Below are 26,345 nucleotides of genomic sequence, written 5' to 3' on the forward strand. Positions count from 1 at the left end.
ATCAAGCCCGGCTTTGGCCGGGCTGATAACGTTCCAGAAGCAGGCTAAAAATTGTCATGGATTGCTGGTATCCTTACTTCAAAATAGAAAAGGAGAAAGCCATGTACCCCGTTGACCTGCATATGCATACCGTTGCCAGCACCCACGCCTACAGTACCCTCCACGATTATATTGCCGTTGCGAAAGCCAAAGGTATCAAGCTGTTCGCCATTACCGACCACGGCCCGGATATGGCGGATGCGCCGCATTACTGGCACTTTATTAATATGCGCATCTGGCCACGATTGGTCGATGGCGTCGGCATTTTGCGCGGTATTGAGTCGAACATTAAAAACACTGCCGGGGAAATAGACTGCACCGGCCCGATGCTGGACGCGCTGGATTTAATTATCGCAGGCTTCCATGAGCCGGTGTTCCCGCCCAAAGATAAAGCCACCCACACCGAAGCGATGATCGCGACGATGGCGAACGGCGACGTACATATCATCAGCCATCCGGGGAATCCTAAGTTTGAGATTGATATCCCAGCTGTTGCGGCGGCGGCGGCGAAGTATAACGTCGCGCTGGAGCTGAATAATTCTTCGTTTACCCATTCGCGCATTGGCAGCGGCCCAAACTGCCGCGCTATTGCCGAAGCCGTGCGCGATGCAGGTGGCTGGCTGGCGTTAGGATCTGACTCTCACACTGCTTTTACGCTGGGGGATTTCACCGAATGCCGTAAAATCCTCGACGAAATCAATTTCCCGGAAGAGCGGATCCTTAACGTCTCTCCGCAGCGCCTGCTGGGCTTTCTGGAGGCCCGTGGAATGGCGCCAATTGCTGAATTTGCCACACTGTAATTAACACCCGTAATGGATAGAGCCAGTCATGAATGAATTTTCAATTATTTGCCGCGTACTCGGATCGCTTTTTTATCGCCAGCCGCAGGATCCCCTGTTGGTGCCTCTTTTTACGCTGATCCGTGAAGGGAAACTGGCGGCAAGCTGGCCACTGGAGCAGGATGAACTGTTGGGCCGGCTGCAAAATAGCTGCGATCCGCAGCTGCTGGCGGCCGACTTTAACGCTTTGTTTGTCGGCGAAAAATGCAGCGTGCCGCCATTCCGTTCCGCATGGGAAGAGGGGAGCGATGAAGGCGAAGTGCGCCAGTTCCTGAAGCAGCGTGGCATGCCGCTGGGTGAGTCGCCGGCCGATCATTTTGGGACGCTATTGCTGGCGGCCTCGTGGCTTGAAGACCAGTCTCAGGAAGATGAGTTTGAAGCGCAGGTGACGCTGTTTGATGACTACCTGATGCCGTGGTGCGGGACTTTCTTGGGGAAAGTTGAAGCCCATGCCACAACGCCATTCTACCGAACGCTGGCGGCGATCAGCCGTGAGGCACTGCAGGCCATGCGCGATGAGCTGCAGGAATCAGAGGAAGAATAATTGTGATGTTTATCACAATTAAAATGTAACGCTGATTTCTTATTTACAAAAAACGTGCGCCAGATCGTAGTGGTTGACCCGGCCTCTGCTATGATACTGCGCCATGAAGACACTTATTCCATTATCAATCACCACCGGTATTCTCTCAGGCCTTTGGGGCTGGGTGGCGGTGAGCCTCGGCCTGCTGGGCTGGGCCGGTTTCCTCGGCTGTACCGCTTATTTTGCCTGTCCGCAGGGCGGTATGAAGGGGCTTTTTATTTCCCTGTGTACGCTGTGCAGCGGCGTGCTGTGGGCGCTGGTGATTATTCATGGCAGCGCGCTGGCGCCGCAGGCGGAAATCCTGGGCTACATCATGACCGGCGTAGTCGCCTTCCTGATGTGTATGCAGGCGCGCCATATTTTGCTCTCGTTTGTCCCCGGGACGTTTATCGGCGCCTGTGCAACCTTTGCCAATCAGGGTGAGTGGCACAACGTTGTACCTTCGTTGCTTTTAGGTCTGGTGTTTGGCTTTGCCATGAAAAACAGTGGGTTGTGGCTCGCTGCCCGGCGGGACAAGCCAAAACCGAAAGCTAGCTCATTGTTAAGCGAATAAAAAAACCAGCGAAAGCTGGTTTTTTTATCGATGCAGAGCGTCTCAGGAAGCGGGCGGCGTTGAGAGCTGTTTGTATTTCACCAGCACCGGATTGTTAACATCGGCCGGGTTCTGCAGATCCCAGAGTCCCCGGTCGATACCGTCGTTGACCAGATAGATGACCCCCGTTTCAATGGCGGACATCAGGCACAGCATGACCGGCTCGTTGCTGGTATAGCCCACTTCACCTTCCAGCAGACGCTGATAATCAATAAACCGAAAGACGCCGGCTTGCACCTCGTATGACAGGATCGTTTTGCTGGTGTTGACGGACGACATAACTTCGCCGGTGCTGACGTCCACCACCCTTAAATTAACGGCAATTTGATCAAGCTGGTACTGCGTGTCGGCCCCAATGCCAAAGTAGCGAGCGCCCGCGCCACCCGACTTCACGTTACTCTCGTAGCCAATGATCGAGCCTTCAATCATCACATTGGCCGCCATCAGAGAGTGCAGCGGGGCGCGGTTATTATCGGCCACGGTGCCATTTTCCTGGGCGGCACGAATAATTTTGCGTTCGTTTAGCAGGTTTTGCAGCCCCTGGCGTTCAAGGGGGATAAACCAGCGGGAATCCTTCAATGCCGTGACCAGCATAGACGTCGCGCTCTGCGGTACGGCGGTAGAAAAGTTGCTGGCAGGATAGGGCTTGAACTGGCCCGTTTCGTCCTGAATGTTATACACCGAAACATATAGCTTACCTTTTGCTTCCGGCAAATGCGTCAGGTCGAGGTAACTTTGCGCGCGCGGTAATAACGTTGGCCTGGCGGCTTCTTTCGGCGGCGCCATCAAACAACCACTTAATAAAAACACCGCCATAATCAGAAGTATGCGCTGCATGATAGTGATCCTTTCAGAGGTATTATGATTTTAAGCCACTAAAAATTCGTGGAATTTGCCTGCAGGCCGGATACCTGAATGGTTGACGTTTTGCCGGTTTTGCGGTCGGTGACGTTGAGCTGAAGCTGGCCGTCAGTGTTGGCAATATCGACGATAAAATCATTGGTGACCATGTGCCCTGGTTTACCGGTATTAATATTGGTCAGCAGCCCCCCCAGCACCTGCGACTGCAGCGCCTGGGTGAAGTTATCCAACGCGCTGGGCATTTGAATGCCAAGATCGCTGCTGTAGCTGGGATCTTTATAAGAGTTTTGCGCCTGGGCGGAATTTAACAAATAGGCGCCGTTATTGGGGTTACCGCCAAAATTGGGGTTCACAAACTGGAAAACCATATTCCCGCCCCAGGCCAGCGGCGTAAATAACAGCACGGGCAGTACGGCATGATAAATACGCATCATCGTCTCCTAGAATTCATCGTGGGTTAAATCGCTGGTGCTCAATAGTTGCTTATCGATCAGCCTGCGTTTAAGCGCCTCATCGGTATGGACCAGTGCAACGTCAACGTTTTTGTCAAAGTCGCGTTTTGTGGGAAAAAGAAAAGCCTGATAAACAACATCCTGGCCTGCGGTAATCGTTATCCAGCTCCCCCAGCGGGCGCTGGGGCGCTCGTTGATGGTTAAATTACCGGTATAGTTGCTTTCCCATTTATCGCTGAAGGCGCGATAAAAGCTGTGGCCAACGGAGGTGACGGTATGGTCTGTCAGCAGTCCAGGGATCTCGACTTCTTCGGCCAGGACACTGCTTATCAGGCAGCAGCAAGCTGCCAGCGTAAATGCAGCTGAACGTTTCATGAGGCTATCGCCGAAGATTATCGTTGGCCCAGGAAACCGCCTGAGTTCGATTCTTGACGGCTATCTTTCTGAACAGGTTATACAGGTGCGTTTTGACCGTGTTCTCGCTGATAAACAGCGAACGCGCGATTTCAACATTGGAAGAGCCAACGCGCAGCTTATTCAGTATTTCCTTTTCGCGCTGCGTCAGGCGGGATGACTCGGCGTTGTTAAACCGGTAGTTGCCGGAGTGGCTGATCAGATAACTGGCCAGTTTCTGCGAGAAGTAACATTCGCCAGCCAGTACCCCGCGCAGTCCCTCGATGACTTTGGGCTCTTCTGCAGCAAGATAAAAAACGCCATTGATGTGTGGCCAGCTTTCAATCTCCCGGAAGGGATACTCCTCCGGCGTATTGAGTAACAACAATTTTATCTGACTGTTTTTACGACTTAGTTTATCCTGCCAGAATAGAATGGTCTTTTTATCTGTTTCCGCCATATCAAACAAAATCAGAACATTACCGGGAAACTCATCCAGTGGGCGTTGAATATTATGAATACGGCCATTTATTTCTAACGAGGCGCGCAGGTGCTGTAATAAGGCTGAAGCCTGGAGAGAGGGTTTTGTCATTAACAATAACGTAGGGCCCTGAAGGGCATGGACTTCATTATACATGATGAAACTCCACCTGGTTTATGTCGCTACCTTTTGAATTAATAAGAATTAATTCTCTATAACGTGAAGAATGTCGCGACGGTGCTGTATGTTAAATAGTTTTAATCACCGAAATGATTTTATTTCGGTCAGCAAAAGAAAATTAACTGAAGAAGTGGTAACTGTTTCCAATTTAGCGATTGGATATTTTAACGCAAGTGTTAACTATGTAACTAAATGTTTCTTGAGATATTAAAATGTTTCAATTAAAGATGTTGTCTATTTAATTTTAAGCAGAAAGTTGTACTTTTTTTTCTTTCTGTATAGAAAATTAAGTTTGATTTATAATATTAATCGATTGTATTTTATGTGTTTTATTTTTTGTTTTTTTGTTTTATGCACTCTGTTCATAATTTTAAAAACTGCGTTTCCAGCATTCAGCCGCTTCGCTTAAGAAAACTGATCATGATGACGAAGTTTTTTCATAAACTGACTAAGCATCGCTTAAGTTGTGCTAAGTCAGTGAGAGTGAAGGTGACTTTAAATAAGTATGCTAATGTTTATCCGATCCCTGGATTAGGTGGTTGTAATAGTGATGATTATCTATTTTTGTTTCGTATTAATACTTTGGTGTGAATTTTATAATGCAAAATACCACCCCAGCATGAGATATTTTTAATTGTTGTCGTAACATACTCATTTGCGTAAAGATGCAATAACACATTATTGTTGGTCCGTTATGCTTGACCTGAACATAACGCGTCATATTGTTCCGGCATTATCTGGTTCAGGGTGACAGAATGAAAAAATATTTTATTTCTATAATGTTCGCTGGCCTGGCGAGCCATTGTTTTGCAGCGAGTAACGATCTCGCCACTGCTGAATACAATTTTGCTGTCAATGAATTGAGTAAACCTCAATTTAATCAAACGGCCATTATTGGCCAGTCTGGTAGCAATAATAATGCTGCAGTAGTTCAGCGGGGGCAGAAGCAACTTTCTGAGGTTACGCAAAGCGGAGCAGGAAACCGGGCAAACATTGAACAATCAGGCAGTTATAACCTTGCTTATATCTCGCAAGAGGGTAACGCCAACGAGGCGAGTATTAAGCAGGATTCATTTGGTAATGCGGCGCTTATTATCCAACGAGGTTCTGGTAATAAAGCAAACATTACCCAGTACGGTACCCAGAAGTCAGCAGTTGTTGTTCAAAACCAGTCACAAATGGCGATTCGCATTATTCAGCGATAAGCAAAATATTTGGGCTGAAACTATCAATCCGATGGGGGTTTTAGTATGAATCTTTTCAAAGTGGCAGCATTAGCAGCACTGGTTGTTTCCGCAGGTGCAATGGCGACCTATCCGCAGCAGGCTCAGCACTCGACCTTGAAAATATATCAGCAGGGTAACGGAAATAATGCCACAGCGCTGCAGTCGAATGCGTTCTATTCGAAGACTGAAATTAAACAGCTGGGCACGGTGAATGGTGCAAAAGTTGGCCAGGGCTCTGACAGCAGCGATATTAAATTGCTGCAGGATGGCTACGGTAACAATGCCACCATCAGCCAGTGGAACGGGAAAAACGCGCAGATTGATGTTCAGCAGTTCGGGACCAACAACGGGGCAGTGGTTAATCAGACGGCATCCAGCTCTCTGGTGTCGGTCACCCAGTTCGGCAACGGTAACCACGCCACTGCGTCTCAGTACTAAAGCGACCTGGCTATCGCGTGAACAGGGCCGACGGCCCTGTTTTTCTTTGGAGGTTGTATGCATACCCTGGTATTGCTTGCCGCACTCTCAAGTCAGCTGACGTTTAATACCCGGCAGCAGGAAAACATCTACACAATAACGCCTGTCGCGACGCTGGCGGCGGATTGCCAGTGCACCTTGACGCTGGTGGCAACCAAAACTGGCCCGTCGGGGAAAAGCTCCAGCCACCAAAGCAGCGAACTGTTTATAAAAGCACATCAGCCCGTCGATCTGTCGCAGCTAAGTTTGAATATTGACCCCGGAGACAGCGTCACGGTCATTGTTACCCTGAGCGACGGAAAAGCCTTTCACCTTCAGCAACAGTGGCAAAAGCCGGGGAAGTCTTGACCGCAAACAAATATATGTGACGGAAGTATTGCAAGAACAAAAAACATGGATCACTGTTTAATTATCTTTGATTTTCTGCCGATAACCTTCAGGGACGACAGCAATCGAGGAGTAATAAACGTGAAAGCAAGTTTTCAGCAGTATTTGCTTTGTCTGGCGCTGGGCATCGCGGTTTCACCGCTGTCTCAGGCTGCATCCTCTGGCATCATTCATTTTCGAGGTGAAATAGTAGAAGGCGGCTGTCAGTGGACGTCGGCCAGCTCCAATGTCGCCATGACCTGCACCGAAAAAGGCAAACCCGTCACTCAGACCGTTGCCCTTAGCTCCCTGGATGGTATTACCCTTCATAATGACAGTACGATGCAAACCCGTGTGAAATACCTCGACCCACAGCACAAAACAGCAGTGCTGTACGTTACCTATCAATAACGCCACGGCCCGTTTAACGCGGGCTGTGTATTTTTGGTTTCAGACCACATAGCAGAGTAAACTAACGCGGATCGATTTCAGTTGAACGCATAGGGTTATTGCTGTGAAAAAAAGTTTGCTCCTTTCTCTTCTGCTGGTGGCGCAGGTGACCGGGGCGGTAACGCTGGATGACATCCAAAAGCGATTTGCCGCCGTGCCGGTAATGCGGGCGCAGTTTGAGCAGGAGCGCCAGATAAAAGGCATGGCGCAGCCGCTGCATTCCAGCGGGCGGATTGTGGTGACAAAGCATAAAGGGCTGTGGTGGCAGCAGCGTCAGCCTTTCCCGATGGGACTGGTTGTTGGGGAAAATCGGATGGTTCAGGTGATGGGTAATCAGCCGCCGCAGGCAATCACCGCGGAGAACAATCCGCAAATGTTTCAGTTCAACCAGCTGCTGCGTACGCTGTTTTATCTCGATCGAAAAGCGCTTGAGAAAGACTTCATCAGCGAGTTTTCCGATCTGGGGGAGGGAAAATGGCGGCTGGTATTAATTCCCTTTGAGAAAACGCTCAGCGGGCTGTTCCGCTCGATTACGCTTTATGGTGAGAAGTCGCTGGACCGAATTGAGCTGAATGACGTGGAGGATGACGCCACGGAGATAACGTTTACGCACCATCAGTTTGAACCCCGCAGACTTAGTCAGGAAGAGCGCAAACGCCTTGTCTTCTAAATAATGCCCGGCCGCTAGCTGAGTTTTTGATTGCGTTGGCGGCGGCTGGCGGCATAATGTGTAAAACTTAATTAGAACGATAACTATTGCTATTTATATGGACGTTTCTTTAAGCCGCCGACGCCTGCTGGCGCTAGCCTCCCTGCTGCCTCTGGCGGCCATTCTTCCCTGCCAGGCTGATGCCCGCCGCTTTGATGTCGCACGTATTATTGCCCTGGAATGGCGACCGGTTGAAATGCTGCTGGCGCTCGGGATTATGCCGATGGCGATTGCCGATAAACGTAATTATCACCGCTGGGTAGGGGAGCCAACGTTGCCTGAAACCGTCGTTGACGTTGGGCTGAGAAACGAGCCTAACCGCGAGCTGATGCAGCGTCTCACTCCTTCTCTCTTTCTCATTTCCAAAGGCTTCGGGCCGGCTGAGTCAGATTTAACACCTATCGCTCCCTGTTGGTCGACGGCCTTTAATGATGCCTCTGGCCGCCCGCTGGCGCTGTTGGAAAAGGATCTTCTGAGGCTCGGGCAGTTTTTAGGGCGGGAGCAGCAGGCTACCGAACATCTGGCCCATTTTCACCAGCAGATGGCCGCCACCCGCGCAAAGCTGCCGGGTAATCCCAACCCGCTGGTGATGTTTTCATTTCTTGATAGCCGCCGGGTGATGATCTTTGGCCGTAACAGCCTGTTTAACGACCTGCTGGAACGGCTGGGGATGCGTAACGCCTGGGACGGGAAAACCAATGCCTGGGGCAGCGCCATTGTGGGCATTGAAACGCTGGTCAGGCTGGAAAATGTTACGGCTATTTGCTTTATGCACGGTGATGACGATCCGGTCAAAACGGTGGCGAAATCTGCACTATGGCAGGTTATGCCTTTCGTGCGCGAGGGCCAGTTACACCTGCTGCCAGCGGTATGGTTTTACGGCGGCAGCTTCTCGGCGCTGCGTTTTTGCCAACTCCTGCCGGAGGCACTGTGCGCATAATCCTGCTTATACTCTGTGCCTTCACGCTGTTTTTGACCGGCTACAACTTTCAGCAAATGCTGCCTGCCGGGCTATGGTGGCAAGCGATAACGCTGCCTCAGGTGACCGATGTTTCGCAGATGCTGTTTCACTACAGCCTGCTGCCGCGAACCGTGCTTGCGCTGCTTACCGGCGCCGGGCTGGCGCTGGCCGGTTGCCTGTTCCAGCATATTCTACGCAACCCTCTGGCCGAACCTGCCACCCTTGGCGTTGCGGCTGGGGCACAGCTGGGGCTGACCCTTGCGACACTGTTTTTGGCGGGGGCAGGGGAAACCGGCAAACAGCTTGCGGCGCTGGCTGGCGCAATGGCCGTAGGCAGTATTGTGCTCGGGGCTGCCTGGGGTAAACGAATGTCGCCGGTTACGCTAATCCTTGCCGGCCTGGTATTGGGCCTTTATTGCGGGGCCGTAAAAAGCTTCCTCGTATTGTTCAACCATGAACGCCTGCAAAATCTGTTTATCTGGAGCAGCGGGATGTTGAACCAGTACGACTGGGATGGCGTGGAGTTTCTTTGGCCGAGGCTTCTGGCCGTGCTGGTACTCATCGTACTGATGATTCGCCCGCTGGGTATGCTGGCCCTGGATGACACCGTATTACGTGGGCTGGGGATGAAGCTGGCTTTAGTGCGCGTGGGCGGGCTATTTTTGGCGCTGCTGCTGAGTTCGATGCTGGTCAGCGTGGTAGGCGTGATCGGATTTATTGGCTTGTTTGCTCCGGTCCTGGCCGGCATGTTTGGCGTGAGACGTCTGCTGCCTAAACTCCTGGCTTCGATGGCGACGGGGGCATTGCTGCTGTTACTGAGCGATCAACTGGTCCTGTGGGTTGGAAGCTATTGGCAAGAACTGCCGACCGGCGCCGTGACGGCGCTGGTGGGGGCACCGTTAATGCTGTGGTTATTGCCACGCCTGCGCCATCAGCGTCTGGCGGCTTCTGATGATGCCAGCGCGATTGCGGAACGCCGACTTTCCCCCGCTACGGTATTGCTGATTATTGCTGTTTTGGCGCTGGTTGCCTTGCTCGCGCTGGGCGTGGGGCGGGAAAGCGCAGGCTGGTTTATCGGCATACAAGAAATGTGGCAGTGGCGCTGGCCGAGGGTACTGTCGGCGCTTGCCGCGGGCGCAATGCTGGCGGCGGCCGGTACGTTGGTACAAAAAATGACCGGCAATCCGATGGCCAGCCCCGAGGTGCTGGGCGTGAGTTCCGGCGCGGCCTGTGCCATCGTGTTATTGATATTTCTCGTTCCCGGCGACGTCAGCGCCTGGCAACTTCCGGCGGGCTTTGCCGGCGCGGCACTCACGCTGCTGGCGATGCTCGTTTTAGCCCGCTCCGGGCTGGCTCCGGGAAGGCTTTTGCTGACCGGTGTGGCGCTGAGTACCGTCTTCGCCACGCTGCTCACGCTTTATCTGGCCAGCGGAGATCCGCGCAGCGGGTCGGTGCTGACGTGGCTGTCCGGCTCCACCTGGAAAGTAACCGGGCAGCAGGCGCTGGTGAGCGGGGGCATGGCGCTGGCGCTGATCGGGCTTACGCCTCTGGTGCGCCGCTGGCTCGCTATACTGCCGCTGGGGGGGGAGACGGCTCAGGCTCTGGGCATTGCCCTGAGTCAATCGCGCATCAGTATTCTGCTGCTGGCAGCCGGACTAGTTGCTGCCGCAACGCTCTGCGTGGGGCCACTAAGTTTTGTTGGGTTGATGGCACCGCACATGGCAAGAATGCTCGGCTTCCGCCGCGCACTGCCCCAGCTTATCGTGGCTATTGCTATCGGGGCCGGACTGATGCTGCTGGCCGACTGGCTGGGCCGAAGCCTTATCTTCCCGTTCCAGATCCCGGCGGGATTGTTAGCCACGCTCTGCGGTGCGCCGTACTTTATCTGGCTGCTGCGCAAAGCTTGATAGGCCTTAAAAGCAGGCTCGTTCCGGGCGTGCCTGCTGTTTGAGTTCCACTCTATTTACGTGGCCAGGCGTTTTTGCTGGCCAACCTCCTTCTGGGCATTTTTCTTGCAATTTTTAATGATGAAACGATAATCACGATCAAAATCATAATCGTTCTCATTAATTGTTTTTATTTTACCAGGAAATTTCAATGCCTCACCAACCACCTCGCCAGGCCGGGTTTAAACCGCGCCTGATCGCAGCGTTGATCGCTGCCGCCTGCATGCCTGTTGCCGCTGCGCCACAGGAAAATCCTCAGCAAAAAGCTTTAGTCAAAGAAGAGACCATTACCGTCACGGCGACCCCGGATACGCAGTTCCGCGAAGGCGGTAACGAGCTGGTGCCTGCTTACCTGGACGGGCAGGTGGCCAATGGCGGTCGCCTGGGCATGCTCGGTGAGCAGGATGCGCGCAACGTGCCGTTTAACGTCATCGGCTATACCTCCAAAATGATCGAGGATAAGCAGGCCAATACCCTCAGCGACATTATCCGTAATGACGCGACTATTCAGCCCGTGCGCAGCTACGGTAACTTTGGCGAGTCGTACCGCGTGCGCGGTTTCCTGTTAGACGGGGATGATATTTCTTACGGCGGTCTGTATGGCGTATTGCCGCGGCAGATCACCAGCACGGCTATTGCGGAACGCGTCGAGGTGATTAAGGGCTCCACGGCCTTCCTGAACGGTGTTCCTCCGGGCGGATCTGGCGTGGGCGGGGCCATTAATATTGAGCCCAAGCGTGCAGGCAGCGAACCACATACACAACTCGGCGTGGATTACACCGGACGTTCGCAGGTTGGAGGCTCTTTGGATACTGGCCGCAGGTTTGGGGATAACGACCAGTTTGGCGCCCGCGTTAACCTGCTGCATCGTGAAGGCGAGAGTGAGGTTCGCGAGCAGAAGAACAGAACATCGTTGGCAAGCGTTGGGTTGGATTACAAAGGCGACAGGCTGCGGACGTCGTTCGACGGCGGTTACCAGAAGATGACGGTACATAATGGCCGTATCGGGGTAGGGGTTGGCGCTATTACGCAGATGCCTGAGGTGCCGGATAACCGCACAAACTACGGGCAGCCGTGGGTTTACTCAGATATGAGCTCTCGTTTTGCTGCGCTGCACAGCGAGTATGATGTGGCGAACAGCTGGACGCTTTATGGCGCGTTGGGCACCAGCGAAACCGACGAAAGAGGCAATTACAGCGTGCCTAAGTTTGTTGATAACAAGGGCAACACCAGCCAGACTCGTTTGTCTACGCGATACATCGCCGACGCTTTCTCCGGCATGGGCGGCGTGCGGGGGAAATTTGATACCGGCTTTATCGGCCATAGCGTAAACCTCGGCTATTCTGGCGTTTACCGTAAAACCCGCGCGGCCTACACCATGTCATCCAGCAAAACCGCCGTCGGCAATAATATCTACGATCCGTCTTATCTCGACCTGAGTCGTTTTCCGACCGTCGCTTCCGGCAGCAATATGGACGACCCAACGCAGCGGAGCCGCACAATAACAGGCGGGGTTTCGCTGTCCGATACGCTCTCCGCGCTGGACGATAAGGTGTTGTTGACCGTGGGCGCTCGTCGCCAGGATGTACGGGTTCGCAACTACAGCTACACCGGCGTGGAAGACCCTAAAACACGCTTTGATGCTTTCAAAGTTACGCCGGTTTATGGTCTGGTGGTGAAGCCGTGGGAGCCGGTTTCTTTCTATGCGAATCACATTGAAGCGCTGCAGCCTGGGCCGACAGCAACCTCTAAAGCAACCAATGCCGGAAACGTGGTCGGGGTTGTGCAGTCGAAGCAGAACGAAGTGGGCATGAAGATGGACTTCGGCCGCGTGGGCGGCAGCCTGGCGCTGTTTGAGATCGAAAAGCCGGTGGGGATGCTCGACAGCAACAATCTGTACGGCCTGTATGGCGAACAGCGCAGCCGCGGTATGGAGCTGAACGTCTTTGGTGAGCCAGTGTACGGCGTGCGCCTGTTGGGAAGTGCCCTGTGGCTTCAGCCAGAAATGGTGAAGACTAACGGTGGGACAAACGACGGTAAGGATGCGATCGGCGTTCCGCGTTACTCCTGGTCCGTGGGCGGCGAGTGGGATCTGCCGTGGGTGCAGAACCTCACTGCGACGGGGACGCTGATCCGCACCGGGTCACAATACGCCAACGCCGACAACAGCATTAAGCTGAACGGCTGGACTCGCCTCGATCTCGGCGTGCGCTACAGTACGAAGGTTAACGAACAGACGCTGACCTGGCGCGCCAACGTCGAAAACGTTACCAACGAAAAATACTGGGCTTCTGTCGACGACAGCGGGGCGTATATTACGCAAAGTGACCCACGTACCCTGAAACTTTCCATGACTGTTGATTTCTAATCCAATAACAAAGGCCCCGTGAAGGCGGGGTTTTTTGTGGCTGATATCCGGAGATTTTCAAAAGTTGAAATGTCCGGAAACGATAATAGTCATGTACGCGCCCCGTCTGACGAGAATAGACTACGGCAAAGTACAGTTGGAGAGTGGTTAATGAGTGAACGCATACAGGTTGTCCAGGGAGACATCACGCAGATTGAGGTCGATGTGATCGTCAACGCGGCAAACCCTTCGCTGATGGGCGGTGGGGGAGTGGATGGGGCGATACATCGCGCCGCCGGACCTGCGCTGCTGGAAGCCTGTAAAGCGGTACGCCAGCTGCAGGGCGAATGCCCCCCAGGTCAGGCGGTGATTACCGAGGCCGGGAATATTCCGGTAAAAGCGGTGATTCACGCCGTGGGGCCTGTCTGGCACGACGGCGAGCAGAACGAGGCCGAGCTTTTGGAACTGGCCTACCGTAACAGCCTGGATTTAGCCGCCGCTAACGGCTACCGCTCAATTGCTTTCCCGGCAATCAGCACTGGCGTGTATGGCTTCCCAAAAGCGCAGGCCGCACGCATAGCGTGGGATGTTGCTTACAAATATATTGGTCTGCGCCCGCTGCCGGAGCGCGTGGTATTTGTTTGCTTTGATGATGAGAACACGCAGATTTATCAGCAGATTGCGGCTGAGTGTCATAAATAAATCACGGCAGCTTCATAAAACTTCAATCTGTGGTCGCTAAGATTTCTGGCGCAGAGATAAAAAAAGGCCGGTGTTCATACCCGGCCTTTAGTGTGTTATCCCGCAAATGATTGTGGCGTCGCCGCCTTCTCCTTCGGCTTGCCTGAGAACAGGAAACGAAGCAGGGGAATGCGCAGGTGCAGCTCGTAAAGCAGCAGCGCGATACCGACTACAAAGACCAGCCCGCTGAAGAAACCTAAAATATTGGACGTGATGTGCGGCGTGATAAACGCGCCGAAAAACAGCGTGAGCGGATGGTGTACCAGATAGATAAACAGCGATGCATTAACGAAATAGGTCACTCGCGCGGATTTAAAATTCAGCATTTTATAGCCCAGTGAAAACACGACGTTGACCATCCATAGCCCCATCAGCATGGTGATCACGCTTTCCGTTTCGTACATCCAGGCATCGCCGCTGCCGTAGCGCTGGTTTAATAAATAGGCGGCAAACGCAAAGACTGCGCCCACCTGACTCCAGCGTGAAGGCGTGGTGAACAGGATTTTCAGCGACTCGCGTTTGAATGTCAGCGCGCCAAGCATAAAGAACGGCAGATAAAACAGCGTTTGCATCACCACGAAATTAAACAGCCCGTCGCTTAATAACGGCGCGTGGATAATAAAAATAGTCCGGCGAATAGCGGCGTATAAAATGCCGAAGCCGAGAAATAAAAGTGAGAGTTTTCCCAGGGTAATTGGTGAATTATTATTCTGTTCGTTTCTAATTATAAAATTATTAATTTTTTGAAACAAAACCATGCCCAGGGTCGTTAATATCACCAGGACCAGTAAAAACCACAGGTGAGACACAAGCTCCCACACCAGCGTATTGTATTTTTGATAGCCGGTGAGCGTATGCCACATGCCAGTTTTGTCGTTGATGTACTGCAGCATCATGAACTGAGGCAGCGTCAGCAGCGGTATTGCGGTGAGCATCGGGATGCCGACGCGCTCTACGCGTACTGTCCACCAGCGTTTCAGCGGGTAGCGCAGAAATAACATGTAGGAAAAATAGCCAGAAATAACGAAGAACACCTGCATACGAAACGCGTGAATAAAATCATTAAACAGCGTCAGGCTCGCGGAGGGGACCGCGCTATTGACGTGCCAGTGATGGCTCGAATAGATGAGCGAAATGTGGAATGGAATGCCCAACAGCATCAACCATGCACGAATAGAATCCAGGAAAAACTCACGTTGTTGCGGTGCTTTACTCATAATACTCCAGACATTTTCAGACTATTCGTCTTATCCTTAAGACCCTATCCCATCAGGCTAAAAGTCCAGTTCAGTCTACATATTCGTGGCAACCCTACACTAAGCATGTCATCCTGTCGCCAGGATGAACTCTTAAAGCGTAAGCAGTTGTCTTTATTTTGCTTAAACCCTGAGCCAGTACGCTGAACAAAGCGGTGATTTGGTTGTCGGAAAGCAAAACTTTCCATTAAAATGGATAGATTGATTTAAGCACACAAAGGGGGATGTGCTGGTTAATATGAAACATAAAGCAAATATGATGAAAGTGTCCTGGCTTGGCGCTGCGGTAATGTTGTCCCTTTATACCACCTCGGTTTGGGCGTTCACTATCGACGATGTCGCAAAACAGGCGAAAACCTTAGCGGGCAAGAGCTACGAAGCACCGAAAAGCAACCTGCCTTCGCAATTCCGCGAGATGAAATACGCGGACTACCAGCAGATCCAGTTTAATCACGACAAAGCTTACTGGAGCAACATCAAGACCCCATTCAAGCTCGAGTTCTACCATCAGGGTATGTACTTCGACACGCCGGTAACCATCAACGAAGTGACCGCCACCGCGGTGCACCAGATCAAATACAATCCGGACTATTTTAACTTCGGTGATGTAAAGCACGATAAAGACACCGTAAAAGATCTCGGTTTTGCCGGGTTCAAAGTGCTCTATCCGATCAACAGCAAAGATAAGAACGATGAAATTGTCAGCATGCTCGGAGCGAGTTACTTCCGCGTAATTGGTGCCGGCCAGGTGTATGGCCTGTCTGCCCGAGGACTGGCGATTGATACTGCTTTACCGTCTGGTGAAGAGTTCCCTCGCTTCCGCGAATACTGGATTGAACGTCCGAAACCAACGGATAAAACGTTAACCCTGTATGCACTGCTTGATTCCCCACGAGCGACCGGGGCTTATCGTTTCGTTATCACCCCTGGGCGCGATACCGTGGTGAACGTGCAGTCGAAAGTTTACCTGCGTGACAAAGTAGGCAAGCTGGGCGTTGCGCCGCTGACCAGTATGTTCCTGTTCGGGCCAAATCAGCCTTCACCAACCACTAATTTCCGCCCGGAACTGCATGACTCCAACGGACTGTCTATTCACGCCGGCAACGGGGAATGGATCTGGCGTCCGCTGAACAACCCGAAACACCTGGCCGTGAGCTCTTACGCTACGGAAAACCCGGTCGGCTTTGGCCTGCTGCAGCGTGGCCGTCAGTTCTCCCGCTTTGAAGATTTAGACGATCGTTACGATCAGCGCCCTAGCGCGTGGGTTGCACCGGTCGGGGATTGGGGTAAGGGCCGCGTAGAGCTGGTTGAAATCCCAACCAACGATGAAACGAATGACAATATCGTTGCTTACTGGACGCCGGATCAGCTGCCGGATCCAGGCAAAGAGATGAACTTTAAGTACACCATCACCTTTAGCCGCGACGAAGACAAAATGCATGCGCCGGATAACGCGTATGTGTTGCAAACTCGCCGTTCTACCGGGGATGTGAAGCAGTCTAACCTGATCCGCCAGCCTGACGGCACCATTGCGTTTGTGGTGGACTTTACCGGGGCAGAGATGAAAAAACTGCCAGCCGACACGCCGGTCACCGCACAGACCAGCATTGGCGATAACGGTGAGATCGTTGACAGCCAGGTGCGCTATAACCCGGTCAACAAAGGCTGGCGTTTAACGCTGCGCGTGAAGCTGAAAGACGAGAAGAAGACGACGGATATGCGTGCTGCGCTGGTTAACGGCGAGCAGACATTGAGTGAAACCTGGAGCTACCAGCTGCCTGCCAATGAATAAGTCTACTGAATTCTCGCCTGACTACATCGAAGCACTCCCGCTTTCTGCTGAGCAGAAGGCGGCTTTGCCTGCGTCCGATCTTCAGGCGGTGCATGAGGCGCTTGATGCGCAGCATCACCACTTTGAACGAGCGGATGATTCTCCTCTGGCTTCGGTAAAAGCTCGTCTCGAGACGAGCTGGCCGGGTTCTCTCGGCGGCGAACAGCTGATCACCGATGACGAAGGGCGCACCCAGCTTCAGGCTATGCCGAAAGCGACGCGTGCTTCTATGTTCCCGGACCCGTGGCGTACCAACCCGATTGGCCGCTTCTGGGATCGCCTGCTTGGGCGTGAAACGAAGTCTAAGTTCGCGTCTAAAGAAGAAGAGGCCTCTGAGCAGAAATGGCGTACCGTCGGCACCATCCGCCGCTACATTCTGCTGCTCCTCACGCTGGCACAAACCGTGGTTGCGACCTGGTACATGAAGACGATCCTGCCGTACCAGGGCTGGGCGCTGATTAACCCGGCGGACATGGGGGGCCAGGATCTGTGGGTCTCCTTCATGCAACTGCTGCCGTACATTCTGCAAAGCGGCATCCTGATCCTGTTTGCCGTACTGTTTTGCTGGGTCTCTGCCGGTTTCTGGACCGCGCTGATGGGCTTCCTGCAGTTGCTGATGGGCAAAGACAAATACAGCATTTCTGCGTCAACGGTGGGGGATGAGCCCATCAACCCTGAGCACCGTACCGCGCTTATCATGCCGATTTGTAATGAAGACGTCGATCGCGTGTTTGCCGGCCTGCGTGCGACGTGGGAATCCGTCAAAGCCACCGGGCAGCAGGCGCACTTCGATGTGTATATCCTGAGCGACAGCTACAACCCGGATATCTGCGTAGCGGAACAAAAAGCCTGGATGGAGCTGATTGCGGAAGTGCAGGGCGAAGGGCAGATCTTCTACCGCCGTCGTCGTCGTCGCGTGAAGCGTAAAAGCGGCAACATCGATGACTTCTGCCGTCGCTGGGGTAACCAGTACAGCTACATGGTGGTTCTGGACGCCGACTCCGTCATGAGCGGTGATTGCCTGACCAACCTCGTGCGCCTGATGGAAGCGAACCCGAAGGCCGGTATTATTCAGTCTTCGCCCAAAGCCTCCGGCATGGACACGCTGTATGCGCGCTGCCAGCAGTTCGCTACCCGCGTCTACGGGCCGCTCTTTACTGCGGGCCTGCACTTCTGGCAGTTAGGGGAATCCCACTACTGGGGCCACAACGCCATTATTCGCGTGAAGCCGTTCATTGAACACTGTGCGCTGGCGCCGCTGCCGGGTGAAGGTAACTTTGCCGGGTCGATTCTTTCCCATGACTTCGTCGAAGCTGCGCTGATGCGCCGTGCCGGCTGGGGCGTGTGGATTGCTTACGACCTGCCTGGCTCATACGAAGAACTGCCGCCGAACCTGCTGGACGAGCTGAAACGCGATCGCCGCTGGTGCCAGGGCAACCTGATGAATTTCCGTTTGTTCCTGGTGAAAGGTATGCACCCGGTTCACCGGGCGGTGTTCCTGACCGGCGTCATGTCCTACCTGTCTGCCCCGCTGTGGTTTATGTTCCTGGCGCTGTCGACCGCGCTGCAGGTTGTCCACGCTCTGACCGAGCCGCAGTACTTCCTCCAGCCGCGGCAGCTGTTCCCGGTCTGGCCGCAGTGGCGTCCTGAGCTGGCGATTGCGCTGTTTGCCTCGACGATGGTTCTGCTGTTCCTGCCTAAGCTGCTGAGCATCATTCTTATCTGGTGCAAAGGTTCTAAAGAGTACGGCGGCTTCCTGCGAGTGACGTGTTCACTGCTGCTTGAAGTGCTGTTCTCCGTGCTGCTGGCACCGGTGCGTATGCTGTTCCACACCGTGTTTGTGGTCAGCGCGTTCCTGGGCTGGGAAGTGGTCTGGAACTCGCCGCAGCGTGATGATGACTCCACGCCGTGGGGTGAAGCCTTTATGCGCCATGGTTCTCAGCTGCTGCTGGGCCTGGTCTGGGCAGTGGGCATGGCCTGGCTGGATCTGCGCTTCCTGTTCTGGCTGGCACCGATTGTCTTCTCGCTGATCCTGTCGCCGTTCGTTTCCGTGCTTTCAAGCCGGGCGAGCCTCGGCCTGCGCACCAAGCGCTGGAAGCTGTTCCTGATCCCGGAAGAGTATTCCCCGCCGCAGGTGCTGGTGGACACAGAGAACTATCTGGAGCTGAACCGCAGCCGAACGCTGGACGATGGCTTTATGCACGCGGTATTTAACCCGTCGTTTAACGCCCTGAGCACGGCGATGGCCACGGCTCGTCACCGTAAGAGTCTGGTGCTGGAGATCGCCCGCGACCGTCACGTTGAGCAGGCGCTGAACGAAACGCCGGACAAACTCAACCGCGACCGCCGCCTGGTTCTGCTGAGCGACCCGATGACCATGTCGCGCTTGCATTACCGCGTGTGGGCGAACCCGGAGCGTTACTCCTCCTGGGTGGAGAGCTACAAAAAACTGCAGCTTAACCCGCTGGCGCTGACGGCAAAGTAAGCCGTAACTCAGCGACAATGCCGACCTCAGGGTCGGCATTTCAGACGGCTGACAAACCCTTGGCGAGAGAAAAAATAGCCAACGGCTCGTTAATAAAAACAGGAAAATCAATTCATTGATTTTCGGCTGATAACCACAAAGAGGGAAAAACCACGCTTTTTCCCTCTTTGTCAGCAACCGCCAATGCCGACCTCAGGGTCGGCATTTTTTTGCCTTTTATTCAGCGATGGTTATACTCAGCGCGTTCTGAACAGGAGTGCATGCGTGGGTAAAATAATTGCGGTACTGATGATGGCCTGTCTGCTGAGCGGCTGCGGCAGCATTATTAGCCGAACGGTGCCGGGGCAAGGGCACGGAAACCAATATTACCCCGGCGTACGCTGGGATGTACGCGAGGGCGCATGGCGCTACATAACCGTGCTCGACCTGCCGTTTTCGCTGATCTTTGACACTTTGCTGTTGCCGATTGACGCCAGCCACGGGCCGTATGAATAACGGCTAGCGCTCATCCCACTCGTCTGCCGCCGTGCGACCTTCTTCGGTGTCCAGCGGCGGCTCGAGCTGAAATTCACCTTCGTCCCATTCGTGCAGCGTATTCTCTTCCAGCCATTCCTGGCGCAGTTCAATCTCATCGAAATCACCGTCAAATACGCTTTGCGCCGCTTCCCCACTTAGCATCGGCAGGCATTCACCTTCCTCGCTGTCGTTGGTAAAGAACTCGGCCTGCCACATGATGTCACCATCCTGCAAAACGTACTTCTGGAAATTGAATTGCTCGACGCTGGCGCTCTCTTCATCCACGCTCGGGTTATCGGCAAGATACTGCTCCCGCGCGGCATCAATGGCTTCTTCCAGGGTTGCATACATGCTCATGGTTATCTCCTTTAATCACATCAGAATGGGCGTAAAAGAATGTATAGATGGCGATATGAAAGCTGTCAAAGAAGGTTGAATTTGAGAAGGGGATAGGGTGTTGAAGCTTTGATGTCGGATCATTAGGACGCAAGATCCAGGCCTGTTTTTAAGCGCTTATCTGTAATATAACGTTAACCAGGTATAAAGATGAGATAGTTAGCAGATAGGGATAAAAACATATTTACAGCGTTTAAAGTTTTGACGTCAGAGGCCAGGTTTACATGCTGTATTATGTGTTTAGATATAAAATTATCGGAATTATATTAAAGTCAGAATGCTTATGGTTAATATTGACATGGTTGTTTCCAGCATGAAGTTTGGTCTGGGTAAGGTTAAAGTTATTACATGAATGGCCGATAACATCTTTGTACTTCATAACTATAATTCTGGACACTTATATGAAAACCAGTACCAAACTAATCTGGGGCGTTGTTATCATCGCCACATACTTTCATTTTAAAGATGGAACTCCGGTTAAGGCTGAGGCCGAGGAGGCATCCCAATCAAAAATGACGGAGGAAGAGATTTCAGACGCGAAAGAATTCGCCCAAAATCTAATTCTTTCGCGTGATTATAAGTGCGATAAACTAACGGGCTTTGTTCCTGCTAATCTTGCACACGCAGAAGTTAACGTGTGGTGTGATGACGTATACCACTATGAAATTACTAAGCCAGGCGGGCGCTGGAAAGTCGTTGCGAAGTAATATGGGAAATCAGCAGGTGAGGATTGATAGATCTTCGTGTTATGATCTGCGAAGAATATAGATGGATATTGAGTTGCTAAATGAAAATTACGGTAGATAGTATCAATGCAATGTTCGAGGGGACAAAAGCGCTGCTGATTGGTGGGGCAATAACCTCAATTATTGGGTCGTTGATTATTTTGAATATTACTGAGGTTATCACCGCCAGAATCCCTTTGATGGTTGTGGTATTATTTTTATTGACGGTGGGGCCGGGTTTATTTGCAATGTTATTTAGTCCAATGACTAAATTAACTGCGAAGATTTTTGATATAAAGTCAAGCGCGGTGCTTTGTCGTATATTTTCAGGTATATATTTTATACTGTATTTATTTATTCCCTTGCTTATAGTTAACATGATTCTCACAAACGCACTGTCTCTTCGCAGTGGAGATAATGGCTTGCGTGTATGTTTTGCCATCGGGTGCTTCATCATTGCAGTTGTACAGACTAAAAGGTTTTACAAACTCATCGCTGAATGACATTTGGCACATTCTCACCAAATCCCTTGTAAAGACTATATCTCAAGCCCCGTTTTTCTGGGAGCCGTGATAAAACGGATTAATTAGCTCCGCCACGGCTTCCAGTTAACACCTCGCAAATCTGTAAGTCGGAGATTTATTCCCCCGGAATTCGTACCCGCGCGGCAGGCTGGCGCAGCGTCATCCATGAGTAAAGGGCGTTAAACAGCACCACGCTGGCGGTGACCAGGAACACGGTGCGGAAGCCGTAGCTGGCGGAAACGGCGGCACCGAGCAGCGGGCCGGTGACGTTGCCAATATCGCGGAAGGACTGGTTGTAGCTGAAAATACGGCCCGAGATTTGGCTGGAAGAGTTATAGACCAGCAGCGTTTGCACGGCGGGGAGAAGAGCCCCGTCGGCGGCACCAAGCAAAAAGCGTAAGATCCCGAGCTGCCACGGGTTTTGTACCAACGACATCGGGATGAGCAGCAAAACGGAAATTACCAGCGCACCAATCAGGATCTTTTCCGGCCCTATACGATCCCCCAGCTTGCCGAGTCTTGGGGCACTGATCAGCGCCGCTACGCCGGGCACGGAAGCAATCATCCCGCTAATAAACGCCAGATTGCTGACGTTACCGGCCAGATCGCGCACGTAGAGCGTCAGGATAGGCGCGATAGAACCGGTGGCAACCTGGATGATCATCGTGGTGACAAACAGACTCAGTACCAGGCGGGGATTTTTTAATGAGGTGAGTACCTGGCGGGCGTGCAGCATGTCTTTTTTGGAAACGGGCGTGAACGACTCGCGAATAAAAAACAGCGTCATCACGAAGCAGATAAACAGCACCAGCGAGGTGATGAAGAACACCGAGCGCAGCCCGTAGCTGTCCGCCATCAGGCCACCCATCAGCGGGCCTAGCAGCGCGCCGCTGACCGCTCCCGTAGACAGCGTGCCAAGTGCCCAGCCGCTTTTATGGCGCGGTATCTGAGTGGCTATCAGCGCGTTGGCATTCGGCACAAACCCACCCAGCAGGCCAAGTAAGGCCCTAAGCGCCAGAAATTGCCAAATGTTTTGCGCGAGACCCATCAACAGCATGACGACAGACATGCCAAGCGCGGAACGCAGCAGCATAAGTTTTCGGCCTTTACGGTCGGCAAGCCCACCCCAGAAAGGGGATGCCACGGCAGAAAACAGGAAAGTAATGCTAAAGACCAGCCCGGACCACATGTTCAGCTGACTGTGGCCGGTGACGCCGAGTTGCTCAACGTAAAGCGGGAGGAAGGGCATGACCAGGCTGAATGCCGCGCCGGTCAGGAAGCAGCCAACCCAGACGACGGCCAGATTACGCTTCCAGTTGATAGTGCTGTCAGGGGGAGTCATACCGCTCCGAAGTTGCCAGTGCCAAAGAGAAGAGAGGGAATTATTACTCTGCTAATTATGCGCCTGTTGGCATTGGGCTGGCAAATCAAAGGGCTTTTTCGATCAAACTACGGCAAAAAAAACCGCCTGAAAAGGCGGCTGTTAGGCGTTATTGGTAACGGTCGGGCATGCCTTCCGGGCGCGTCTTAAAGCGGCGATGCAGCCACATGTACTGCTCTGGTGCCATCAGGATGCACTTCTCGACAATTTTGTTCATCCAGCGTGCCGTTGCTTCCGGGCTGTCAAGCGGTGGGTTCAGCTCTGGCTGAATAATCGTCAGCTCGTAGCCTTTGCCGCCCGGCAGGCGACGCGGAACAAACGGCACGGCGCAGGCGCCGGAGAGTTTGGCGAGCGTGTAGGTTCCCGTGGTGGTCGCAGCTTGTTCAACGGCAAAGAACGGCACAAACTCGCTGCCTCTCGGGCCGTAATCGTGGTCCGGGGCATACCAGATGATGTCGCCATTTTTCAGCGCGCGGATCATGCCTTTCAGATCTTTGCGGTCAATCATGCTCTTATTGGAGCGCATGCGCCCCCAGGTCTGCAGCCAGTCCAGCAGCGGGTTGTCGTTTGGGCGGTAAACGCCGATGCCCGGCGTTTTAATGCCGAAAATACGGGCGCCCAGCTCCAGCGTCAGGAAGTGAATGCCAATCAGTAAAATGCCCTGGCCCGTTTTCTCGATGCCTTTAACAATATCCACACCTTCGTAGTGGCACCATTTATTGATGCGCTTCGTAGACCAGAACCAGGCCATGCCGGTCTCAATCAGCCCCATGCCGACTGACTCGAAGTTGGCGATCACCATCTGCTCGCGTTTTTCCTCGCTCATGTCCGGGAAGCAGAGTTCAAGATTGCGGTAGGCTATTTTCGCGCGGCGTTTCATCAGGCGTTTTGCCAGCCGGCCCAGCCCGCAGCCGATGCGATAAAGCACCGGATAGGGGAGCTGCACCAGCAGGTATAAAAAGCCGATGCCAAGCCAGGTGAGCCAATAGCGCGGGTGCAGTAATGCACGGGAGAATTGCGGTAAGTTCGTCATGTAAAACCTTTGTGACGGCAATTGCCGGATCTTCTAATCATTCCATTGTGGCATTTTTTAGCGCAGAGCCAAAATACGCGGCGTCGGAGTGCCTGATATTTCATCAATTGTTGCCGCAGATGCCTTTGAATGAGCAAAATGTAGCGTAAAACGTGGGGATGTAAATAAGCGTTATTTGCTTTATGATGCAGCCCACTTTTTTTCAACGATTGCGAGCGAACACCATGCCAGTGTTACACAACCGCGTATCGAATGAGGAGCTGCGTGAGCGCATGCTTGCCGAAACCGAGCCGCGCACGACCATCTCATTCTACAAATATTTCAATATCGAAACGCCGCAGGCGACCCGTGATGCACTGTATCAGCTGTTCCTGAGCCTGAACGTGTTTGGCCGTGTCTATCTGGCGCATGAAGGGATCAACGCTCAGATAAGCGTCCCGGAAAGCCGCGTTGCTGCCCTCCGCGAAGCGATTTATGCCTTCCACCCGGCCTTAAATAATTTGCGCCTGAATATTGCGCTGGAAGATGACGGTAAATCCTTCTGGGTGCTGCGCATGAAGGTACGCGACCGTATTGTCGCTGACGGTATTGATGACCCGACGTTTGACGCAAGTGACGTGGGGGAATATCTGAAGGCTGCGGAAGTAAACGCCATGCTCGACGATCCGAGCGCGGTATTTATCGATATGCGTAACCACTACGAATACGAAGTGGGGCATTTCGAGGACGCGGTCGAAATTCCGGCCGACACCTTCCGTGAGCAGCTGCCGAAAGCCGTAAATATGATGCAGGATGACAAAGAGAAGAAAATTGTCATGTATTGCACCGGCGGCATTCGCTGTGAAAAAGCCAGCGCTTGGATGCGCCATAACGGCTTCAAAAATGTGTATCACATTGAAGGCGGGATCATTGAATATGCGCGCCGCGCGCGTGAGCAAGGTTTGCCGGTGCGCTTTGTCGGTAAAAACTTTGTTTTCGATGAGCGTATGGGAGAACGTATATCTGACGATGTGATCGCCCATTGCCATCAGTGCGGAACGCCGTGCGACAGCCACACCAACTGCAAAAATGACGGCTGCCATCTGCTGTTTATTCAGTGTCCGGCCTGTGCTGAGAAATTCTCTGGCTGCTGCAGTGAAGTTTGCCGTGATGAGCTGGCGCTATCTCCAGAAGAACAGCGCCGCCGCCGGGCAGGCCGCGAAAACGGGAATAAGATCTTTAATAAATCTCGTGGGATGCTGAATACCACGCTGGGTATTCCTGATCCCGAGAAGTAATCACATTCCCCCGGTTCGCCGGGGGAGTATTTTTACTGACGTAGGCCTTCGACAGAAATAATCAGATCAACGTCCTGAGACGCTGGCCCCAGATCCTGAGTAATATTGAAGTCCTTCAGCTTAATTTTACCTTCGGCCTCAAAACCCGCGCGCACGCCGCCCCACGGATCGTTACCCTGACCAATCAGCTTAGCCTTCAGCGTAACCGGCTTTGTCACGCCGTTCAGGGTCAGGTTGCCGGTAATATCTAAAGCTTCACCGTCTTTTTTCACTTCCGTTGAGGCGAAGGTAGCCTGCGGGAACTTAGTCACGTTGAGGAACTCTGCGCTACGCAGGTGTTTGTCACGTTCGGCATGGTTGGTATCCACGCTGGTGGTGTTGATGGTGACGTTGACTTTATCTGCCGCCGGGTTTTTCTCGTCGAAGGTAAAAGTTCCGTCAAAATCGCGGAAGGTACCGTACAGCCAGCTATAGCCGAGATGCTGAATACGGAAATTCACAAACGCATGCTGACCTTGTTTATCAATTTTATAGTCAGCGGCCACGGCGGAGCCGGTGGTGAATAACAGAGCACTTAAGGTGGCTCCCAGCAGGATTTTCTTCATTGTCTTACTCTCCATAGTTAACGGGATGCTTTCCCCAGCATGCGCTTGAGGGTGGCATCTTTATCTAGAAAATGGTGCTTTAAGGCCGCAAGGGCGTGTAGTACGGAAACAATCACCACGGTCCACGCCAGCCAGAGATGAACTGTCCCGGCAAGGTCGGCCTGCGCCCCGAAGTCGGTTAGCGTGGCGGGCACATCAAACCAGCCAAACACGCTAATGGGTTTACCGTCAGCCGTTGAAATCAGATACCCGCTCAGCAAAATGGCGAACAATAATGCATACAGCAAAATATGTGCGGTAAGTGCGCCGATGCGCGTCAGGCGTGAATAACTTTTTAACGGTGGCGGCGGAGGTGATATAAAGCGCCAGAGAATACGAATAGCCAGAGCAGACATTAACAAGATGCCGATGCTCTTATGTATTTCTGGTGCTTTATGGTACCAGACGTCGTAATAGCCCAGCGTGACCATCCAAAGTCCGAGTGCAAACATGCCATAAACCGTGGCGGCAACCAGCCAGTGAAGGAGAACCGAAAAATGTCCATAGCGTTCGGATGAGTTTCGCCATTGCATATTTATGCGTCCATGTATTTTCTAAAGAAGCTAAAACATAGGCGTTCTGTTAACAGCAGATCAACATAAATATCCGTATTTCGATATATATTTATTGTATG

At 52.7% G+C, this 26,345-nt stretch carries 28 protein-coding genes; 18 read left to right on the forward strand and 10 right to left on the reverse strand.

Translation table 11 applies throughout. From position 1 onward, the window contains the following. Positions 1–101 precede the first annotated feature (101 nt). The 3 genes from ACR6JA_RS00865 to ACR6JA_RS00875 all read left to right on the forward strand — a co-directional run bounded on the left by ACR6JA_RS00865 (position 102) and on the right by ACR6JA_RS00875 (position 2,014). Positions 102–839, forward strand: coding sequence for a phosphatase (locus ACR6JA_RS00865; protein WP_008453572.1), 738 nt, complete (start codon positions 102–104; stop codon positions 837–839). 28 nt (positions 840–867) lie between these two features. After that, positions 868–1,422, forward strand: coding sequence for a TorD/DmsD family molecular chaperone (locus ACR6JA_RS00870; RefSeq protein WP_039291744.1), 555 nt, complete (start codon positions 868–870; stop codon positions 1,420–1,422). Positions 1,423–1,525: 103 nt separating this feature from the next. Then, positions 1,526–2,014, forward strand: a complete 489-nt coding sequence (locus tag ACR6JA_RS00875; RefSeq protein WP_213715882.1) for a DUF1097 domain-containing protein — start codon at positions 1,526–1,528, stop codon at positions 2,012–2,014. A 42-nt stretch (positions 2,015–2,056) separates the two neighbouring features. Here ACR6JA_RS00875 and csgG read toward each other — a convergent pair whose 3' ends face one another. From csgG to csgD, 4 genes are read right to left on the reverse strand one after another with little or no spacing between them, the layout of a single operon-like run. Continuing rightward, the gene (csgG, locus tag ACR6JA_RS00880; protein ID WP_166875247.1) at positions 2,057–2,890 is read right to left on the reverse strand and encodes a curli production assembly/transport protein CsgG; all 834 of its coding nucleotides are present in this window, start codon (positions 2,888–2,890) and stop codon (positions 2,057–2,059) included. Positions 2,891–2,928: 38 nt separating this feature from the next. Then, positions 2,929–3,345 (reverse strand): curli production assembly/transport protein CsgF, encoded by a 417-nt coding sequence (gene csgF, locus ACR6JA_RS00885; protein ID WP_494493331.1) that lies wholly within the window; start codon positions 3,343–3,345, stop codon positions 2,929–2,931. A gap of 9 nt (positions 3,346–3,354) precedes the next feature. Further along, positions 3,355–3,741 (reverse strand): curli production assembly/transport protein CsgE, encoded by a 387-nt coding sequence (gene csgE / locus ACR6JA_RS00890; RefSeq protein WP_008453562.1) that lies wholly within the window; start codon positions 3,739–3,741, stop codon positions 3,355–3,357. A 4-nt stretch (positions 3,742–3,745) separates the two neighbouring features. Then, a complete protein-coding gene (csgD, locus tag ACR6JA_RS00895; RefSeq protein ID WP_494493332.1) occupies positions 3,746–4,396 on the reverse strand; it encodes a biofilm master transcriptional regulator CsgD in 651 nt (216 codons plus the stop codon). A 779-nt stretch (positions 4,397–5,175) separates the two neighbouring features. Here csgD and csgB point away from each other — a divergent pair. The 9 genes from csgB to ymdB all read left to right on the forward strand — a co-directional run bounded on the left by csgB (position 5,176) and on the right by ymdB (position 13,604). Next, positions 5,176–5,625 (forward strand): curli minor subunit CsgB, encoded by a 450-nt coding sequence (csgB, locus tag ACR6JA_RS00900; protein ID WP_213715880.1) that lies wholly within the window; start codon positions 5,176–5,178, stop codon positions 5,623–5,625. 45 nt (positions 5,626–5,670) lie between these two features. After that, entirely contained in the window at positions 5,671–6,084 is a 414-nt protein-coding gene (csgA, locus tag ACR6JA_RS00905) for a curli major subunit CsgA (protein ID WP_008453557.1), read from the forward strand. Between the two features lie 57 nt (positions 6,085–6,141). Further along, on the forward strand, positions 6,142–6,471 hold the full coding sequence (gene csgC, locus ACR6JA_RS00910; RefSeq protein ID WP_213715879.1) for a curli assembly chaperone CsgC: 330 nt from the start codon (positions 6,142–6,144) through the stop codon (positions 6,469–6,471). A 120-nt stretch (positions 6,472–6,591) separates the two neighbouring features. Further along, the gene (locus tag ACR6JA_RS00915; RefSeq protein ID WP_008453554.1) at positions 6,592–6,900 is read left to right on the forward strand and encodes a YmdA family protein; all 309 of its coding nucleotides are present in this window, start codon (positions 6,592–6,594) and stop codon (positions 6,898–6,900) included. Between the two features lie 103 nt (positions 6,901–7,003). Beyond that, positions 7,004–7,609: an outer membrane lipoprotein carrier protein LolA gene (locus tag ACR6JA_RS00920; protein ID WP_213715878.1), complete on the forward strand. Its 606-nt coding sequence runs from the start codon at positions 7,004–7,006 to the stop codon at positions 7,607–7,609. Positions 7,610–7,706: 97 nt separating this feature from the next. Then, the gene (fhuD, locus tag ACR6JA_RS00925; RefSeq protein ID WP_166993724.1) at positions 7,707–8,588 is read left to right on the forward strand and encodes a Fe(3+)-hydroxamate ABC transporter substrate-binding protein FhuD; all 882 of its coding nucleotides are present in this window, start codon (positions 7,707–7,709) and stop codon (positions 8,586–8,588) included. Continuing rightward, positions 8,519–10,516, forward strand: coding sequence for a Fe(3+)-hydroxamate ABC transporter permease FhuB (gene fhuB / locus ACR6JA_RS00930; RefSeq protein ID WP_434082331.1), 1,998 nt, complete (start codon positions 8,519–8,521; stop codon positions 10,514–10,516). Before fhuD ends, fhuB begins: the two co-directional genes overlap by 70 nt. A gap of 190 nt (positions 10,517–10,706) precedes the next feature. Further along, positions 10,707–12,923, forward strand: a complete 2,217-nt coding sequence (locus tag ACR6JA_RS00935) for a TonB-dependent receptor (RefSeq protein ID WP_494493333.1) — start codon at positions 10,707–10,709, stop codon at positions 12,921–12,923. A 150-nt stretch (positions 12,924–13,073) separates the two neighbouring features. Further along, on the forward strand, positions 13,074–13,604 hold the full coding sequence (gene ymdB / locus ACR6JA_RS00940) for an O-acetyl-ADP-ribose deacetylase (protein ID WP_494493334.1): 531 nt from the start codon (positions 13,074–13,076) through the stop codon (positions 13,602–13,604). Between the two features lie 95 nt (positions 13,605–13,699). Here the strand turns inward: ymdB and mdoC are convergent, their stop codons facing one another. Beyond that, positions 13,700–14,860, reverse strand: coding sequence for a glucans biosynthesis protein MdoC (gene mdoC / locus ACR6JA_RS00945; RefSeq protein WP_494493335.1), 1,161 nt, complete (start codon positions 14,858–14,860; stop codon positions 13,700–13,702). Positions 14,861–15,155: 295 nt separating this feature from the next. Here mdoC and mdoG point away from each other — a divergent pair, with 295 nt between their 5' ends. The 3 genes from mdoG to ACR6JA_RS00960 all read left to right on the forward strand — a co-directional run bounded on the left by mdoG (position 15,156) and on the right by ACR6JA_RS00960 (position 19,710). After that, positions 15,156–16,691 (forward strand): glucans biosynthesis protein MdoG, encoded by a 1,536-nt coding sequence (gene mdoG, locus ACR6JA_RS00950; protein WP_166876537.1) that lies wholly within the window; start codon positions 15,156–15,158, stop codon positions 16,689–16,691. After that, on the forward strand, positions 16,684–19,215 hold the full coding sequence (gene mdoH, locus ACR6JA_RS00955) for a glucans biosynthesis glucosyltransferase MdoH (RefSeq protein WP_494493336.1): 2,532 nt from the start codon (positions 16,684–16,686) through the stop codon (positions 19,213–19,215). The genes mdoG and mdoH overlap by 8 nt, the downstream gene beginning before the upstream one ends. A 273-nt stretch (positions 19,216–19,488) precedes the next feature. Then, positions 19,489–19,710: a YceK/YidQ family lipoprotein gene (locus ACR6JA_RS00960; RefSeq protein WP_434082332.1), complete on the forward strand. Its 222-nt coding sequence runs from the start codon at positions 19,489–19,491 to the stop codon at positions 19,708–19,710. A 3-nt stretch (positions 19,711–19,713) separates the two neighbouring features. Here the strand turns inward: ACR6JA_RS00960 and ACR6JA_RS00965 are convergent, their stop codons facing one another. Continuing rightward, the gene (locus ACR6JA_RS00965) at positions 19,714–20,088 is read right to left on the reverse strand and encodes a MysB family protein (RefSeq protein WP_213715873.1); all 375 of its coding nucleotides are present in this window, start codon (positions 20,086–20,088) and stop codon (positions 19,714–19,716) included. A gap of 440 nt (positions 20,089–20,528) precedes the next feature. On the opposite strand from ACR6JA_RS00965, the gene ACR6JA_RS00970 reads away from it, so the two are divergent. After that, positions 20,529–20,834: a hypothetical protein gene (locus ACR6JA_RS00970; protein ID WP_494493337.1), complete on the forward strand. Its 306-nt coding sequence runs from the start codon at positions 20,529–20,531 to the stop codon at positions 20,832–20,834. Positions 20,835–20,914: 80 nt separating this feature from the next. Further along, positions 20,915–21,355 (forward strand): hypothetical protein, encoded by a 441-nt coding sequence (locus tag ACR6JA_RS00975; RefSeq protein WP_494493338.1) that lies wholly within the window; start codon positions 20,915–20,917, stop codon positions 21,353–21,355. A gap of 136 nt (positions 21,356–21,491) precedes the next feature. Here the strand turns inward: ACR6JA_RS00975 and mdtG are convergent, their stop codons facing one another. Together mdtG and ACR6JA_RS00985 are read right to left on the reverse strand one after the other, a co-directional pair. Then, positions 21,492–22,718: a multidrug efflux MFS transporter MdtG gene (mdtG, locus tag ACR6JA_RS00980; RefSeq protein WP_494493339.1), complete on the reverse strand. Its 1,227-nt coding sequence runs from the start codon at positions 22,716–22,718 to the stop codon at positions 21,492–21,494. A gap of 148 nt (positions 22,719–22,866) precedes the next feature. After that, positions 22,867–23,790 (reverse strand): Kdo(2)-lipid IV(A) acyltransferase, encoded by a 924-nt coding sequence (locus ACR6JA_RS00985; protein WP_213715871.1) that lies wholly within the window; start codon positions 23,788–23,790, stop codon positions 22,867–22,869. Positions 23,791–24,014: 224 nt separating this feature from the next. Here ACR6JA_RS00985 and trhO point away from each other — a divergent pair, with 224 nt between their 5' ends. After that, positions 24,015–25,067, forward strand: coding sequence for an oxygen-dependent tRNA uridine(34) hydroxylase TrhO (gene trhO / locus ACR6JA_RS00990; RefSeq protein WP_494493340.1), 1,053 nt, complete (start codon positions 24,015–24,017; stop codon positions 25,065–25,067). A gap of 32 nt (positions 25,068–25,099) precedes the next feature. Here trhO and ACR6JA_RS00995 read toward each other — a convergent pair whose 3' ends face one another. Further along, positions 25,100–25,672, reverse strand: a complete 573-nt coding sequence (locus tag ACR6JA_RS00995) for a YceI family protein (RefSeq protein WP_494493341.1) — start codon at positions 25,670–25,672, stop codon at positions 25,100–25,102. Positions 25,673–25,689: 17 nt separating this feature from the next. Then, complete coding sequence (locus ACR6JA_RS01000) at positions 25,690–26,244, reverse strand: cytochrome b (protein ID WP_008453530.1); 555 nt, start codon at positions 26,242–26,244, stop codon at positions 25,690–25,692. Between the last annotated feature and the right edge of the window lie 101 nt (positions 26,245–26,345).

This window comes from Cedecea sp. B1(4) (assembly GCF_059414925.1).